Genomic DNA, 15,870 nt, shown 5'->3' on the forward strand with positions numbered 1-15,870 from the left:
GCATTGCTGCTACCGGCTCGCTGGAGACGGTTACGCCCTCCAAGACTTCGCCTTCGGGGCCATCAGCCGATTCTGCAGTGCCTGCATCGACCTCGCCTTCGCCGTCTTCACGGCGATTGCGCTTGCCGCCGCGCTTGCCGCGCCGGCGCTTCTTGCCCTGACCTTCATCCGGCCCCCGACGTTCATCAGGCTCTTGACTGTCATCCGACGCTTCCACCGCCTCGGTGACGCCGACCTGGTCCTCGTGGTCTGCTTCAGCGCCTTCATCGCTTGAGGCTTCGGAGACGCCATCGGCTGTGGCCGAGAGGGACGCGACTTCCACGGGGGCGCCATGCTCGCGGTCGCGATCCTTGCCGCCGCGCCGTCTGCGGCGCTTGCGGCGCTTGCGGTCGCGGCCTTCGCCATCCTCGCCTGGCCTTGGCTGCTGCGGCTGCTGAGCTTGGCGCGGTTGCTCCGCCGGTGCAACGGCCTCGTCTTCCTCCTCCTCAATGACGGTTTCGTCGGCGGGCTCTTCCGGCTCGACATAGGCGGGCAAGGTGCGCACCTCGACGAAGCCTTCAGGCTTTTCAGCCAGCGCGCCGCGGAAGATCGCATAGTGCTGGGCGCCGACCGTGTCGTCGGCTTCGACGGTGATGGTCAGGCCGAAGCGGCTTTCGAGTTCCACCAGCGTGCCGCGCTTGTGGTTGAGCACATAGAGCGCGGTCGCCGCCGGCGTCCGCACCGTGATGTGGCTGCGCGAATCCTTGAGGAGGAATTCCTCGATCGCCCGCACAACCATCAGCGCGACAGACGAATCGGACCGCACATGGCCGGTACCGCCGCAATGCGGGCAAGGCTTCATCGTCGATTCCAGCACGCTGGCACGGATGCGCTGGCGCGACATCTCCATCAGACCGAAATGCGAGATGCGGCCGACCTGGATGCGGGCGCGATCGTTCTTGAGGTGATCCTTCAGCCGCTTCTCGACGGAGCGGTTGTTGCGGTTCTCCTCCATGTCGATGAAGTCGATGACGATCAGGCCGGCGAGATCGCGCAGCCTCAGCTGCCGTGCGACTTCCTCGGCCGCTTCCAGATTGGTGTGAAGCGCTGTGTCCTCGATCGAGTGCTCCTTGGTGGAGCGGCCCGAATTGACGTCGATGGCGACCAGCGCCTCGGTCTGGTTGATGATGATGTAGCCGCCGCTCTTCAGCGTCACCTGCGGCTGCAGCATGCGGTCGAGCTGCGCCTCGATGCCATTGCGCACGAAGATCGGAGTCGTGTCGCGGAACGGCTGCACGACCTTGGCGTGGCTCGGCATCAGCATGCGCATGAAGTCCTTGGCCTCGCGATAGCCCTCTTCGCCGGAGACCAGGATCTCGTCGATGTCCTTGTTGTAGAGGTCGCGCACCGAGCGCTTGATCAGGCTGCCTTCTTCGTAGACCAGGGCAGGGGCCGTGGACTGCAGCGTCAGATTGCGGACGTTTTCCCAAAGCCGCATCAGATATTCGTAGTCGCGCTTGATCTCGGCTTTGGTACGGCTTTCGCCGGCTGTGCGCAGGATGACGCCCATGCCCTGCGGCACTTCGAGATCGGCGACGACCTCCTTCAGCCGCTTGCGGTCCTGTGCGTTGGTGATCTTGCGCGAGATGCCGCCGCCGCGCGCCGTGTTCGGCATCAGCACCGAATAGCGGCCGGCAAGCGACAGGTAGGTGGTGAGCGCTGCGCCCTTGTTGCCGCGCTCTTCTTTCACGACCTGCACCAGGAGGATCTGGCGGCGCTTGATCACTTCCTGGATCTTGTACTGGCGGCGCACCGGCTTGCGGCGGTTGCGCGCTTCTTCCAGCGCATCCTCGGCGCCGACCGATTCGACCTCATGGTCCTCCGGATGCGAGGACTGCACCTCTTCCAGCATCCCGCGATCATTGTCGGTGGACGTGGCTTCGCCGGCCGTCTCCGCCTGCGGCACGGCTTCGGAAATCACATCCGCTTCGATGCTGGCGGCGAGGGAATTTGGACCGCCTTCGGAAGGCCCAGTCTCGTTATGGCTCGTCTCAATATGACTCGCCTCAGCATGACTGGCGACATCCTCGCCATGTTCCGAAGTATCGGACGGCGTGTCGACATTTTCCGAAACGGCATCGGCGTTATCCGCGACCGCATCCTCGCCGTGTTCGCCGCCCTCATTGGAGCCGCTGTCATTGGACTCGACAGAATCGTCAGAATCGGCCGCACCTGCATCACGCTTGTGCTCGCCCCGGTCGCGGCTCTTGCCGCCGCGCCGGCGTCCACGCCGGCCGCGATCGCGGCTCTGGCGGTCGTCGCCTTCGCCATCCTCATCGTCCTCGTCTTCAGCCTCCTGCGCTTCTGCGCGCAACAGCGCCTGACGGTCGGCGACCGGAATCTGGTAGTAGTCGGGATGAATTTCACTGAAGGCGAGGAAACCGTGACGGTTGCCGCCATATTCGACAAAGGCTGCCTGAAGCGAGGGTTCGACGCGCGTTACGCGGGCGAGGTAGATATTTCCTTTGAGCTGCTTCTTGTCCTGGGATTCAAAGTCGAATTCTTCAATACGGTTACCGCGAACGACGACAACACGTGTTTCCTCCGGGTGGGAGGCGTCTATCAGCATCTTGTTGGGCATTATTTCGTTCCCCCCCGGCAGCCGTCAGCCGCAGCTTGCGGGGCAACGCCCGCCACTGTGAGTGTGGATGAACATGGGTGCCGGGCAATTGAATGTCCGCCGGCCGCTGCTTGAGCGCCATGGCGGTGCCGCCCGCAGCCATAATGGCGCGGTTTGCTGCGGACCTTTCCATGATTGCGCTTGAAGCCATCGTAACCAGCAGAACCTTTTTGAACCAAAGCCCGGGAAAACCGGACCAGCTTGTTTGCTCACACAGAGCCGGCGCGGGACAATCCCGGCCGTTTTCCTCACGCAGGCGCTTCCCCCGCCACGGGCTCGCACCTGCGAAATTCGTCGCGATCACCTGATACCTTTTTCGTCTGAAGCGAAAGGAGCCGTCGTTCATCTGAGCTGTAGCAGGAAGCTGCGGAGAAGGACGGTTCCAGGATTGCAGTGATCCACCATCGCTTTTATGATTTGGCGGGTTGGAAGGCAACCCCGATTTCCGATGCCGGGAAAAAGCAGTTCCGCAACGGAAGCACAGCTTAAGCCTTTGCATGAAAAGACTTGGTTAACCTTCTCTGGATACCAATCGTTAATTGAGTTCGCGGCCTAACCGGCATTCGACAAGACGCCGACACTCCGACAAACAAGATTGGGCGCCTGGCGCCAAACCGGAGCGACTGGAAAGAGATGGGACTGGCAGTCTTCACGCACAAGAGCAGTCGCGCCGGAGGCATTTTCTTCTACGCTGCCTACTTCCGCGCTGCTTGTCTGCTGTTGGTGGTTGTCGCTTGCCTGGCCTTTTCGCCGGTTTCCTTTGCTGCCGACGCACCGCTCGCGGTGACGAGCTACAAAATGGCGGGTGACGCCACCAAGATGCGCATCGTCATGAATTTCGATCGCGAACCCGACGTCAAATGGTTTCTGCTGCGCGCCCCCCACCGTCTGGTCGTCGACCTGCCAAGCACGAAATTCGCCATCAATGCCAAGGATGTGAAGGCGCGCGGCCTGGTCAGGAGCGTGCGCTACGGCGATCTCGGCGAGGGGGTGTCGCGGCTGATTCTCACCGGCAAGGGCCCGTTCGCCGTCGACAGGCTCGACGTGCTCAAGAACGATGACAGCAGCGGCTACCGCATCGCTATCGACATGTCGGCGGCGTCCGTGCGGGAGTTCGACGCCGCTCTTGCCAATCAGGCGCTGACCACCGGCTCGACGGTCTCCTCCGACAAGGGTGGCAGGGTCGGCACCGGCCCGGTCTCCAATCCAGGCCATCGCTTCACCGTCGTCATCGATCCAGGCCATGGCGGCATCGACGGCGGCGCCGAGGGCCTGAACGGCACGGTCGAGAAGAACGTCACGCTCGCCTTCGCCACCGAATTGCGGGAAAGACTTGCCGCAGTCGGCAAATACGACGTGTTCATGACGCGCGAGACAGATCAATTCCTGCGGCTGGACGACCGCGTGCGCATAGCCCGCCAGCACGAGGCCGATCTGCTCATTTCGATCCACGCCGACACGATCAGGGTCAAGGGCCTTCGCGGCGCAACCGTCTACACGGTCTCCGACAAGGCTTCCGACCCGGAAGCGCAGGCGCTCGCCGACCGTGAAAACCTTTCCGACCAATTTGCCGGCATGGAAATCAAGGACGACAACAAGGAAGTGACCGACATCCTGATCGACCTGATTCGGCGCGAGACGCATAGTTTCTCGATGAGTTTCGCCCAGACTTTGGTCGGCCAGCTTTCCACCAGTGTCGGCCTCATCAACAATCCGCAGCGTTCGGCCAGCTTCAAAGTGTTGAAGGCGCCGGATGTCCCCTCCGTGCTGGTCGAACTCGGCTATCTGTCGAACGCCAAGGACGAGGCGCAACTGCTCAGCGCCGATTGGCGCGGCAAGGCGGCCCAGAGCATAACCAATGCGATCGCCCTGTTCGCTTCAACCAAGGCCGGAGCCGGAACCGGAGGCTGAGACGCCGGCCCTCGCCACAACCAGAGGCAGCGTTGCACGACGACAACACTTTGCTCTTATATTTTCGCCATTCGAAGCCGAAATTCCAGGCTGCCGCATTTTGCCCACATGGTGGCGACATGGGTTTTCGATTACCGGTCGGGATCGTCTCGAAAGCTTGCGCGAAAGGCGGCTTCGTTTAGGAAATTCCCGAACCAAGGACTGGAGCGGGCATGATTCGTCTCATTGGCTATTTCTTCGGCATCGGCACGGCGCTGGCCCTTTTGGTCGCGGCGGGCGTGGCGATCTATATCAGCCATTTGTCGAAGGATCTGCCCGACTACGAGGTGCTGGCCAAGTATGAACCGCCAGTGACGACCCGCATCCATGCATCCGACGGTGCGCTGATGGCCGAATATGCGCGCGAGCGGCGCCTGTATTTGCCGATCCAGGCGGTGCCGGATCGTGTCAAGGCGGCCTTCCTGTCTGCCGAGGACAAGAATTTCTACAATCACCCCGGCATCGACGTGACCGGTCTTGGCCGCGCAGTCATGGTCAATCTGCAGAATTTCGGCTCGGGCAAGCGCCAGGTCGGCGCCTCGACGATCACCCAGCAGGTGGCGAAAAACTTCCTTTTGTCCTCGGACCAGACCTACGAGCGCAAGATCAAGGAGATGATCCTCGCCTTCCGCATAGAGCAGGCCTATTCGAAGGATCGTATTCTCGAGCTCTACCTTAACGAGATTTTCTTCGGGCTCGGCGCTTATGGCGTCGCCGGCGCAGCGCTCACTTATTTCGACAAGGCGGTGAATGAACTCACCGTGGCGGAGGCGGCCTATCTGGCGGCTTTGCCGAAGGGTCCCTCCAACTATCACCCCTTCAAATATGCTGATCGCGCCATCGAGCGCCGCAACTGGGTCATCGACCAGATGGTCGACAACGGCTACGTCACGAAGGAGGAAGGCGCCAAGGCCAAGGCCGAGCCGCTCGGCGTCAAGCCACGCCGCTCCGGCACCTATCTGTTCGCCGGCGAATACTTCACCGAGGAAGTGCGTCGCCAGATCAGCGCGCGCTACGGCGAGAATGCGCTCTACGAGGGCGGCCTGTCCGTCCGTACGACGCTCGATCCCAAGATGCAGCTCATCGCCCGTAAAGCCATGCAGAACGGCCTGATGAAGTTCGATACGCTGCGCGGCTATCGCGGGCCGGTGAAGACCATCAGCGTATCCGGCGACTGGGGCGTGCCTTTGAGCGAAGTCAAGGGACTGGACGACGTGCCCGAATGGTCGCTCGCCGTCGTGCTCGACAGCTCGGAGAGCGGCCTGTCCATCGGCCTTCGGCCGACCCGGCAGATCTCGGGCGAACTCGTCAAGGATCGCATCGAAGGCACCGTCAGCCGCGACGACATGAGCTTCGCCATGCGCCATGTGGTCGACGGCAAGACCGTCAAGGCCAAATCGCCGGCGGACGTGCTGAAGCCGGGCGACGTTATCTTCGTGCAGAAGAAAGAGGGTACGGACGGGGCCTATATTCTACGCCAGGCCCCCGAGGTGGAAGGTGGCATGATCGCCATGGATCCGCATACCGGCCGTGTTCTGGCCATGGTCGGCGGGTTCTCCTACTCGCAATCCGAATTCAACCGTGCCACGCAGGCCATGCGGCAGCCGGGTTCGTCGTTCAAGCCGATCGTCTATTCGGCCGCCCTCGACAATGGCTATACGCCGGCTTCGGTGATCATGGACGGCCCGATCACCATCAAGAGCGGCAACACGACCTGGACGCCGAAGAACTACGATGGAAGGACAGCTGGCCCGGCGACCTTGCGGTCCGGCATCGAGAGGTCGCGCAATCTGATGACTGTGCGGCTGGCCAACGACATGGGCATGAAGCTGGTCGCCGAATATGCCGAGCGCTTCGGCGTCTATGACCGTCTGGCGCCATATCTGCCGATGGCGCTGGGTTCGGGCGAGACCACCGTGATGCGCATGGTGTCGGCTTATTCGATCATGGCCAACGGTGGCAAGTCGATCAAGCCGACGCTGATCGACCGCATCCAGGATCGCTACGGCAAGACGGTGTACAGGCAGGACGAACGCGGCTGCGAAAATTGCAACGCCGCCGAATGGCAGAACCAGCCTGAGCCGGAACTGATCGACAATTCCGAGCAGGTGCTCGATCCGATGACTGCCTATCAGATCACCTCGATGATGGAGGGCGTCGTCGAGCGCGGTACCGGCGCCACGGTCGCCGAACTCGGCCGCCACATCGCCGGCAAGACCGGAACGACAAACGACGAGAAGGATACCTGGTTCATCGGCTATACGCCCAATCTCGTTGTCGGCCTCTATATGGGCTACGATCAGCCGAAAGGTCTTGGCAAGGGCGCGACCGGCGGCGGCCTCGCCGCGCCGATCTTCAAGGACTTCATGCGCGTGGCACTGGACGGCACGCCCAATGTCGATTTCCAGGTTCCCGAAGGCATGAAGCTGATCGCCATCAATCGCAAGACCGGCATGGCTGCCAACCCAGGCGACCCTGGCGCCTTTATCGAAGCTTTCAAGCCGGGCACCGGCCCCGCCGACAGCTATTGGGTGATCGGCATGGGTGCGGACGGCTCCAACGCCTCCGGCGGCGCGCTGTCGCCACAGGCCAACCAAGCAATCCAGTCCGGCGGCGGCGGGTTATATTGACATAGGACATGGTGTTCTGGGCCGGCGTTCAAGCCGGCCCATTTCGCTTTACAGGTGGCGGTGCCGTCCCTATGTATCGCGCCAACCCAGCTCTGTTTAGCAACAGCGCCCCATTTTCAGCACAGGACAAAACGACTAGCCATGCGCTCGGAAACGCAGAACATTGTGGACGAAATCAGGCAGGCGATAACCCTGCTGAGGAGGCATCTTTGACTGGGATCAAGCCTTAAAGCGGCTTGAGTACCTTAATGTGCGGGCCGAGGATTCCAGTCTCTGGAACGAACCGCTGGAGGCACAGAAGCTGATGCGTGAGCGCCAGGGCCTCGAGGAAGGCATCGCCGCGGTCAAAGGCCTCACCCAGGCGCTGGAGGACAATATCGGCCTGATCGAACTTGGCGAGGAAGAGGGCGACGAGAGCGTTGTCGCCGAGGCGGAAGCGGCGATCCGCTCGATGCGCGGCGAAGCAAAGGCCCGCCAGATCGAGACGCTGCTTTCGGGCGAGGCGGATGCCAACGACAGTTATCTCGAAGTCCATGCCGGCGCCGGCGGCACCGAAAGCCAGGACTGGGCCTCGATGCTTCTGCGCATGTACACGCGTTGGGCCGAGCGGCGGCGCTTCAAGGTCGAGGTGCTCGAAGTGCATGACGGCGAAGAGGCCGGCATAAAGTCCGCCACACTGCTGATCAAGGGCCACAATGCCTATGGTTGGCTGAAGACGGAATCCGGCGTTCACCGTCTCGTGCGTATTTCGCCCTACGACAGCAATGCGCGCCGCCACACGTCCTTTGCCAGCGTTTGGGTCTATCCCGTGATCGACGATACGATCGAGATCGACGTTTCCGAATCGGATGTCCGCATCGACACCTATCGTTCGTCCGGATCGGGCGGTCAGCACGTCAACACCACCGATTCGGCGGTGCGCATCACTCATCTCGCCACCGGCATCGCGGTCGCCTGCCAGGCCGAGCGCTCCCAGCACAAGAACAAGGCGAAGGCCTGGGAGATGTTGCGCTCGCGGCTCTACGAGGAAGAGCTGAAGAAGCGCGAGGCGGTGGCGAACGCCACCGAAGCGTCGAAGAGCGATATCGGCTGGGGCCACCAGATCCGCTCCTACGTTCTGCAGCCCTATCAGCTGGTGAAGGATCTTCGCACAGGCGTCGAGAGCACAAGCCCGTCGAGCGTGCTGGATGGCGACCTCGACGATTTCATGGAGGCGTCGCTGTCGCAGCGCATCGAGGGCGGCGCCGGCGAAGTGGTGGCCGATATCGACTGAAGCTCCTACGCCCCAAGCAGCAGGAACATCACGCTAGAGTAACAGGCTCTCATTCTAATTGAGCGGTCGCTTTACGGCTTTGTTTTTTCATCCAATTTTCCACAACGACTTCTTCCTTCGGGCTAGATGTTGCAAGCCTGCCGGCGCCTAGCCCGGAACCACTGCGAGCTGAATCTCGTTATCTGCGATCCCATCTGCCGGGGTTGATGAAGTCACTCTCGTCAACCGCGGCAGGCTGGTTCCGGCTGCAGATGTCGGCGCTCGGTTTGCACAGCAATTTCTTGCGCCAACAAAGGAATCAGCCCAGCATCTAAGGCTGGGGGAAAAAGCATTTATGGCCGGACGCGGCGTATCTGCGACCTGACGATCCGGCCACTGGGAAGACACGTTCTGGGAACGGGCAAGCGAAACGCTTGATAACTCGGTGATAGGAACTGCGCCCATGCCCGCTCTCAACACTCGATCGGCCTCAGCCGTCCAGACGGCGCGCCGCCTCCTGAATTCAATCATTGCGGTGGTGGCTCTGACGGCCGCCATCATTGCATCTGCAGCGCCGGCTTTGGCGCACGACGCCACGCCAACTGCAGCGAGGCCGCAAGGCTGGAGTTATCCATTCTCCTGTTGTTCTGGTTACGATTGCCGCGCGGTCTCGCAGACGTCGATCAGCGAACGTCCGGAGGGCTATGTCATCAAGGGGACAGGTGAGGTCGTGGCCTACAGCGATGCGCGGATCAAGAATTCGCCCGATGGCGAATATCACTGGTGCTCGGTCGCCGGCGCCAACGACGGAAAGACCATTTGCCTGTTCGTGCCACCGTCTTCGTTTTAATGCTTGTCGCCCAAAAGCTTGCCGAAGGGCCTGAGCCATGGCCTGACCCGGGATGCGCAGCGGTTTTGGGATAACGACAGGCATCAAAAAGATTGAAGCGCGCCACGCGTCCGACGCGGGCACCTGCTGACAGGCAGTTGTCGCGAACGTCTCTCTATGTTTGTTTTGCCGTGCGGGCGGCAGGCAATCGTGAGGGAGGCGTTCATGACCATAAAGGCAAGCTGCCACTGCAGGGCGACGACGTTCGAAGTTTCGGAAGCGCCGCAAACCGTAACGCAATGCACCTGCTCCTTCTGCTCGAAGCGCGGCTCGTTGTGGGCCTACTACACGCCGTCGCAATTCAAGCTCACCAGCCCGCTCAAGAACGTCTCGTTCTACCGGTGGGGGTCGAAAACGATCAAACACGGTTTCTGCGCCACCTGCGGCTGCGGCACCTTCACCGAAACGCCGGACTGGTCGACCGGCAAGCCGGATTTCGACAATCCGAAGATCAGCGTGAACTCGCGCCTGTTCGACGATTTCGACCTCGGCCAAGTCGAGGTCGTTGTCATCGACGGCAAAAATCTCTGGTAACCGATAATCTCTGGTAGCCGATCAAATCGCGCAATATTGCGGCCGTGGAATTCACCCGGGAAAAGCCATAGGCAGCCGCTTTTCCCGTCCGCTTTTCGCCGCATTTCATGTTACAACGAGCCCGGAAGGGCTGATATGGCGCGCCGTCGGCGCGACGCTTGGAGAGGGACTACCCGATGAAAAAGACTGTGCTCGTCGCCGTGGCGACGGCTGTGCTCGTGAGTGCCTGCACCACAACCGATCCGTACACCGGAGAGCAGAAAGTTTCCAACACTGCTGCCGGCGCCGGCATCGGCGCGCTGGCTGGTGCAGGGCTCGGCCTGCTTGCCGGCGGCAACGATCGCCGTAATGCGCTGATCGGCGCTGGCGTCGGCGCGCTCGCCGGCGGCGCCATCGGCGCCACGATGGACCAGAACGAGGCCGAACTGCGCCGGCAGCTTCAGGGCTCCGGCGTCAGCGTCACCCGCACCGGCGACCAGATCATCCTCAACATGCCGTCCGACATCACCTTCAACGTCGACCAGGACGCGGTGAAGCCCGGCTTCTATCAAGTGCTGAATTCGGTCGCACTTGTGCTGAACAAGTTCCGGCAGACCACCGTCGACGTGTTCGGCCACACCGACTCGACCGGTGGCGACGAGCACAATTTCGACCTGTCGCAGCGCCGCGCGCTGGCCGTTGCCAACTATCTGTCCGGGCAGGGCGTCGATTCCCGCCGCTTCGCCGTCACCGGCTTCGGCAAGACGCGTCCGATCGCTTCCAATGCGACGGCCGCCGGCCGTGCTCAGAACCGCCGCGTCGAAATTCAGCTTTCACCGCTCACCTGAGCTGGACCATGATCCCGGACCTTCGGGTTCGAAAAGATCATGTTCAGATACGAACCCGAACATGAAGACGGCCCCGCAAGGGGCCGTTTCCGTTTAGGTATTCTGGATTTAAGGCGGACTGGTATCTGATCAGACCTTGGCGACGATGCGCATGAAGGCGGGCATGTCGTCGCCGAATCCGACGGTCGCGTCATTGTCTTCCTGGCGATGGCGGGCAGGGCGATTGCCGTCGCGCTGCGGCCTGGTGTCGCCACGTTCCGGCGCACGCTGTTCGTTGCGATTGCGATCGGGCGAAGCCTTACGTTCGGGCGAAGCTTGGCGCTCGCCATTTTCCGTGCGGATCGCTTCCTTGCGCGCGCGTCGCTCACCGGCATCGGCGACCGCGGTCTCGGCCGCCACTGCCTGTTCCTCGCGCGCCACAGCCGGTGCTGCAGCTTCACTTTGTTTGGCGTGGCGTTCGCGTGGCTTGCGTTCGCCCCTGTCCTTGCGGTCATCGTCCTTGCGGCCGGCGCGGCGCGGGGCGCCGCGGCCACGGCGGGGAGCATCGTCCTCTCCGCCCTCGCTGGCGACGACCGTCGAGAGATCGCCGTCATGCCACTCTATCTTGTTGCCGATCAGCCGTTCGATCGCGTCGATGTATTTGGTGTCGGACTTGGTGGCGATGGTGAAGGATTTGCCCGAGCGTCCGGCGCGGCCGGTGCGGCCGATGCGGTGGACATAGTCCTCGGCATGGATCGGCACGTCGTAGTTGAAGACGTGGCTGACATCGGGGATGTCGAGGCCGCGCGCCGCAACGTCCGACGCAACGAGGTAGCGCAGTTTGCCGTCACGGAAATTGGCCAGCATCTGCATGCGCGCGCGCTGGTCCATGTCGCCATGCAGCGCGCCGGCGTCGAAATCATATTTCAGCAGCGAGCGGAAAAGCTCCGAGACCTCGATCTTGCGGTTGCAGAAGATGATGGCGTTCTTCAACTCCGCATCCTCGGCCCTTATCAGATTGCGCAGCGTCTCGCGCTTGTCCCAGGGTTTCGAGCCGGATTTCACCAGCCGCTGGATGATGTTTGTGGCGGCGGACGCGGCTTTCGAAACCTCGACGCGCACCGGCGCGTGCAGGAATTTCTCGGTGAGCTTGGTGATCTCAGGCGGCATCGTCGCCGAGAAGAACAGCGTCTGCCTCGTGAACGGGATCATCTCGCAGATGCGCTCGATGTCGGGAATGAAGCCCATATCGAGCATGCGATCGGCCTCATCGATGACCAGGATCTCGACGCCGTTGAGCAGAAGCTTTCCGCGCTCGCGGTGGTCGAGCAGGCGGCCGGGCGTCGCGATCAGCACGTCGGCGCCGCGCTCCAGCTTCTTGTCCTGCTCGTCGAACGACACGCCGCCGATCAGCAGCGCGATGTTGAGCTTGTGGTTCTTGCCGTATCTGATGAAATTCTCTTCGACCTGCGCGGCAAGCTCGCGCGTGGGCTCGAGGATCAGCGTGCGCGGCATGCGGGCGCGGGCCCGGCCCTTTTCAAGCCGGGTCAGCATCGGCAGCACGAACGAGGCCGTCTTGCCGGTGCCGGTCTGGGCGATGCCCAAAATATCCTTGCCGAGCAAGGCGTGCGGTATGGCGCCGGCTTGGATCGGCGTCGGTTCGGTGTAACCGGCATCGGTGACTGCGGAAAGGACCTTCGGCGACAGGCCGAGGTCTGTGAAGGTCAACGCTTCTTGAGCGATCTGGGCGTCTGAGGACAAGTTTGGCTGTCTTTGGCTGGTTCGGGGGCGCAACATAAGCAGTCGCGGCAAGCGCCGCGCGCCTGCAAGATTGGTATTGCAGGTAGGCGCAAGCCCACGATTTGTCAACAGAAACGGGCGGGGAATGGTGTGATTGTGAAGTCGTAACCTTAATCGCCGTTCTTAATCGAGCTGCCCGTCGCTGTACCGGCTCAGTAACGGAACTGTTCGGCAAGAATACGCTCGTTCCACGAGTGGCTCGGATCGAACAGCAGCGTCGCCGTCACCGTTGGCGATTCTCGCACCGTCACCGAGGTTACGGCCTTCACTTCGGTGTGGTCGGCGGCGTTCACCGGCCGCTTTTCCGCCTCCAGAATGTCGAAACGAACGGTCGCCTTGTTGGAAAGCAGCGCGCCGCACCAGCGGCGCGGGCGAAACGGACTGACCGGGGTCAGCGCCAGCAGCGGCGCGTCGAGCGGCAGGATCGGCCCGTGCGCGGACAGATTGTAGGCGGTCGAGCCGGCCGGCGTCGCGATCATCACGCCATCGCAGTTCAATTCCTCGAGCCGCACTTGCCCGTCGACTGTGATCCGGATCTTGGCCGTCTGGTAGGACTGGCGCCACAGCGCAACCTCGTTGATCGCCAGCGCTGAAATCGTTTCGCCCTCTGCCGTCACCGCCTGCATCTCCAGCGGACGGATCGTTTCGGCAACGGCCGCCGCGATGCGCCCGGTCAAACCGCTGGCGCGATACTCGTTCATCAGGAAGCCAATGGTGCCACGGTTCATGCCGTAGACTTTTTTTCCCGTGCTCATCGTGTCGCGCAAGGTCTGCAACAGGAATCCGTCACCGCCGAGGGCGACGACGATCTCTGCATCCTCGATGGACGTCTGGCCATAGCGCTCCGAAAGGCTCTCCAGCGCCGCCTTGGCGTCGGCGGTGTCGGACGAGACGAAGGCGAAACGGCTGGCGGCTTTGCTCATGGCTTCCCATTGGCGATGTGGATGGCGACCGGTTGGTGGCGACCGGTTGCTTGGGCCGCGCCAGCGCCGGGTTAGCATGGGACGGCAAATCTGCAAAGGGAGGCATGGGCTGCCCTAGACACAGCGCCGGGAAGAGCGCTGGCCAGGCGCTCGCGCATCGTATCGGGTGACAAGCGAATGTGATGGTTAAGACGGGGATTAAACTCTCGTAAAGCCGGATCGATCATGTTAGCCGGCAGTGGATGGGCGGCGTGGGGGCCAGCCAGTAGGACCGATCTATTGCCCGTAACACGCCTGATTATCATCGTCCTGATGCTGGGAAGTTTTGCTCTTGCCTTTGCCCAACTGGTGCGCCAGTCGGAAGAGACGAGTTTGAGACCCCAACCCACGGCTTCACGCTGCGGCGATGCCGCCGGCACGCCGTGTCCGCAAAGGGCGTTGTGAACTTCGCCCAAGCACTTCTCGCTATGCGATACACCGGTGCTTATCGCGCCTGCAGCAGATGACAGCCGGCCTGCCGCTTTTGTGCGAGATACTCGTCGATAAGCTGGTGGTAGCGTACCTTGCCGAAGCTCGGGAAGTGACCGCCATGCACGACCGCGACATCGAGCTCGCGCATCCGTAGCAGCGTTTCGACATAGTCGTCGACGGCGGAATGATAGACATCGTCGATCAGCGGGCCGTCATAGACGATGTCGCCGGAAAGCAGGATGCCGGTCTTCCTCTCGTAGAGTGCGATGCCGCCGGGCGAATGACCCGGAGTGTGGATTACCTTGAAGGCACGGTCGCCGAGATCGACGACATCGCCTTGCCCGAGCAAGCGATCGGCCGGCGCCGGCAGGATCCGGTAGCGCGCCGCGTCCCAGCCTAGCGGCATTCCATCGAACATTGCGTCGGTAGCGTAGCGGTCGGCAACCGTCCATTCATTGCGCGGATCGGCGAGGATTTCTGCCTCGGCCCGATGCACGCATCGGTCCGGAAATTCGTGATGGCAGCCGATATGGTCGAAATGCGTGTGGCTGGCAACGCAAATGATCCTTCGCTCCGTCACCAGCGGCACGTGACGCCGCAGGCTGAAATGGCCGAGGCCGGTGTCGAACAGGAGATCGCGGTCGCGACCGCGCACATGCCAGATGTTGCAGCGGAAGAACGGCTTGATCCACGGCTCGTGGATCAGCGTCACGCCATCGCCCATGCGGATGGTTTCATACCAATTCGGAGCGTCGATGACCGGAAGCGCGCCCATGGCTCAACTCGCCAGAAGGATGATGTCGCCAGCGTCGCACGAAACGGCAACGATGTCGCCTGGCTGGACGGCCGCAGCGGCGGCAACCTTGGCGATGAAGTGCAGCGCCGGGTCCTGCGCAGAAACGGCGAGCACGCGCTTGAAGCTGCCTTGAAACACAACGTCGCTCACCTTGGCCGTGCCGAGCCCTACAGCGCCGCCGGCCGCGCCGAGAACAAGGTGTTCCGGACGGACGGCGAGAGCGACAGTCGTCCCGGCCGGCAATGCGCCGGTCAGCGAAAGCGGTCCGACCTGAGTAGCGACAGTGATTGTTCCGTCCTTAGCCGCCGTCACCGCTCCGGATATCAGCGTGCTTTCGCCCATGAAGGTCGCGGAAAAGCGCGTCGCCGGCCGCGCATAGACGCGCTCTGGCGGCCCTTCGTCCTCGATGCGCCCATCATTCATCACCACGCAATGGTCGGCCAGTGCCATTGCCTCTTCCTGGTCGTGGGTGACATGGATGAAGGCGGTGCCGACCCGCTTCTGGATCGCTTTTAGCTCGTCCTGCATCTGCCGGCGCAATTTGAGGTCGAGCGCGCCGAGCGGCTCATCGAGCAGCAGCACGGCCGGCTCGACCACCAGGGCGCGGGCCAATGCGACGCGCTGCCGCTGGCCGCCGGAAAGCTGGTGCGGCTTCTTGTCGAAAGCGGTGGACAGCCCGACCAGCGCCAGTGCCTCGCGCGCCCGCGCGTTCCGCGTCGCGGCATCGATGCCTTGCATGCGCAGGCCGAAGCCGACATTGCCGCCGACGCTCATATGCGGAAACAGCGCATAGTCCTGGAACACCGTGGTCGTCGGGCGTTTGGCAGGTGGCACGGCGGTGCAGTCCTCGCCGCGAATCAGCACTTTGCCTTCGCTCGGCGCGACGAAGCCGCCGAGAATGGACAGCAGCGTGGTCTTGCCCGAGCCCGACGGCCCGAGCAGGATCGTGTAGCTGCCCGGCTCGATTTGCAGCGACACGTTCTTCAGCACGGTCTGCTGACCGAAGCGATGCGAGACAGAGCATATATCGACCAGCGGCGCGGTCATGCCGGCTTTCTCCGCAACAGCATCAGTTCGAACATTACCACCAGCACGATGGAGACGGCGAAGACCAGCGAGCCGACGGCGTTGGTCTTGGGATTGAGGCCTGAGCGCAGCAG

At 62.3% G+C, this 15,870-nt stretch carries 11 protein-coding genes and 1 pseudogene; 6 read left to right on the forward strand and 6 right to left on the reverse strand.

All coding sequences use genetic code 11. The features are described 5' to 3' along the window. A partial coding sequence (locus tag EOA86_RS03125; protein ID WP_245497100.1) for a ribonuclease E/G occupies positions 1-2,620 on the reverse strand: 2,620 nt, incomplete at its 3' end. Positions 2,621-3,292: 672 nt separating this feature from the next. On the opposite strand from EOA86_RS03125, the gene EOA86_RS03130 reads away from it, so the two are divergent. From EOA86_RS03130 to EOA86_RS03155, 6 genes are all read left to right on the forward strand, one after another. Beyond that, a complete protein-coding gene (locus EOA86_RS03130) occupies positions 3,293-4,570 on the forward strand; it encodes an N-acetylmuramoyl-L-alanine amidase (RefSeq protein WP_128340683.1) in 1,278 nt (425 codons plus the stop codon). A 212-nt stretch (positions 4,571-4,782) separates the two neighbouring features. Then, positions 4,783-7,239, forward strand: coding sequence for a penicillin-binding protein 1A (locus tag EOA86_RS03135; RefSeq protein WP_128340684.1), 2,457 nt, complete (start codon positions 4,783-4,785; stop codon positions 7,237-7,239). Between the two features lie 141 nt (positions 7,240-7,380). Next, positions 7,381-8,512 (forward strand): peptide chain release factor 2 gene (gene prfB / locus EOA86_RS03140; RefSeq protein ID WP_127211857.1). Its coding sequence is split into 2 segments (ribosomal slippage): positions 7,381-7,446 and positions 7,448-8,512, totalling 1,131 coding nucleotides; the frame shifts between segments, so codons are not numbered across the junction. Positions 8,513-8,954: 442 nt separating this feature from the next. Further along, positions 8,955-9,341 (forward strand): hypothetical protein, encoded by a 387-nt coding sequence (locus EOA86_RS03145; RefSeq protein WP_065008216.1) that lies wholly within the window; start codon positions 8,955-8,957, stop codon positions 9,339-9,341. Positions 9,342-9,545: 204 nt separating this feature from the next. Beyond that, a complete protein-coding gene (locus EOA86_RS03150) occupies positions 9,546-9,914 on the forward strand; it encodes a GFA family protein (RefSeq protein WP_065008302.1) in 369 nt (122 codons plus the stop codon). A gap of 176 nt (positions 9,915-10,090) precedes the next feature. Beyond that, positions 10,091-10,741 (forward strand): OmpA family protein, encoded by a 651-nt coding sequence (locus EOA86_RS03155; RefSeq protein WP_065008303.1) that lies wholly within the window; start codon positions 10,091-10,093, stop codon positions 10,739-10,741. A gap of 129 nt (positions 10,742-10,870) precedes the next feature. On the opposite strand, the gene EOA86_RS03160 is transcribed toward EOA86_RS03155, so the two are convergent. From EOA86_RS03160 to EOA86_RS39920, 5 genes and pseudogenes are all read right to left on the reverse strand, one after another. Beyond that, positions 10,871-12,481: a DEAD/DEAH box helicase gene (locus EOA86_RS03160; RefSeq protein WP_164891537.1), complete on the reverse strand. Its 1,611-nt coding sequence runs from the start codon at positions 12,479-12,481 to the stop codon at positions 10,871-10,873. 191 nt (positions 12,482-12,672) lie between these two features. Beyond that, positions 12,673-13,443 (reverse strand): NAD kinase, encoded by a 771-nt coding sequence (locus EOA86_RS03165; RefSeq protein WP_128340686.1) that lies wholly within the window; start codon positions 13,441-13,443, stop codon positions 12,673-12,675. Between the two features lie 484 nt (positions 13,444-13,927). Further along, positions 13,928-14,689 (reverse strand): MBL fold metallo-hydrolase, encoded by a 762-nt coding sequence (locus EOA86_RS03175; RefSeq protein WP_128340687.1) that lies wholly within the window; start codon positions 14,687-14,689, stop codon positions 13,928-13,930. Between the two features lie 3 nt (positions 14,690-14,692). Beyond that, positions 14,693-15,757, reverse strand: coding sequence for an ABC transporter ATP-binding protein (locus EOA86_RS03180; protein ID WP_128340688.1), 1,065 nt, complete (start codon positions 15,755-15,757; stop codon positions 14,693-14,695). Then, positions 15,754-15,870: pseudogene (locus EOA86_RS39920) on the reverse strand (ABC transporter permease); the annotation flags it as partial. The pseudogene EOA86_RS39920 and the gene EOA86_RS03180, both read right to left, overlap by 4 nt.

The organism is Mesorhizobium sp. M5C.F.Ca.IN.020.32.2.1, from assembly GCF_004023105.1.
Taxonomy (GTDB): Bacteria; Pseudomonadota; Alphaproteobacteria; order Rhizobiales; family Rhizobiaceae; genus Mesorhizobium; species Mesorhizobium wenxiniae.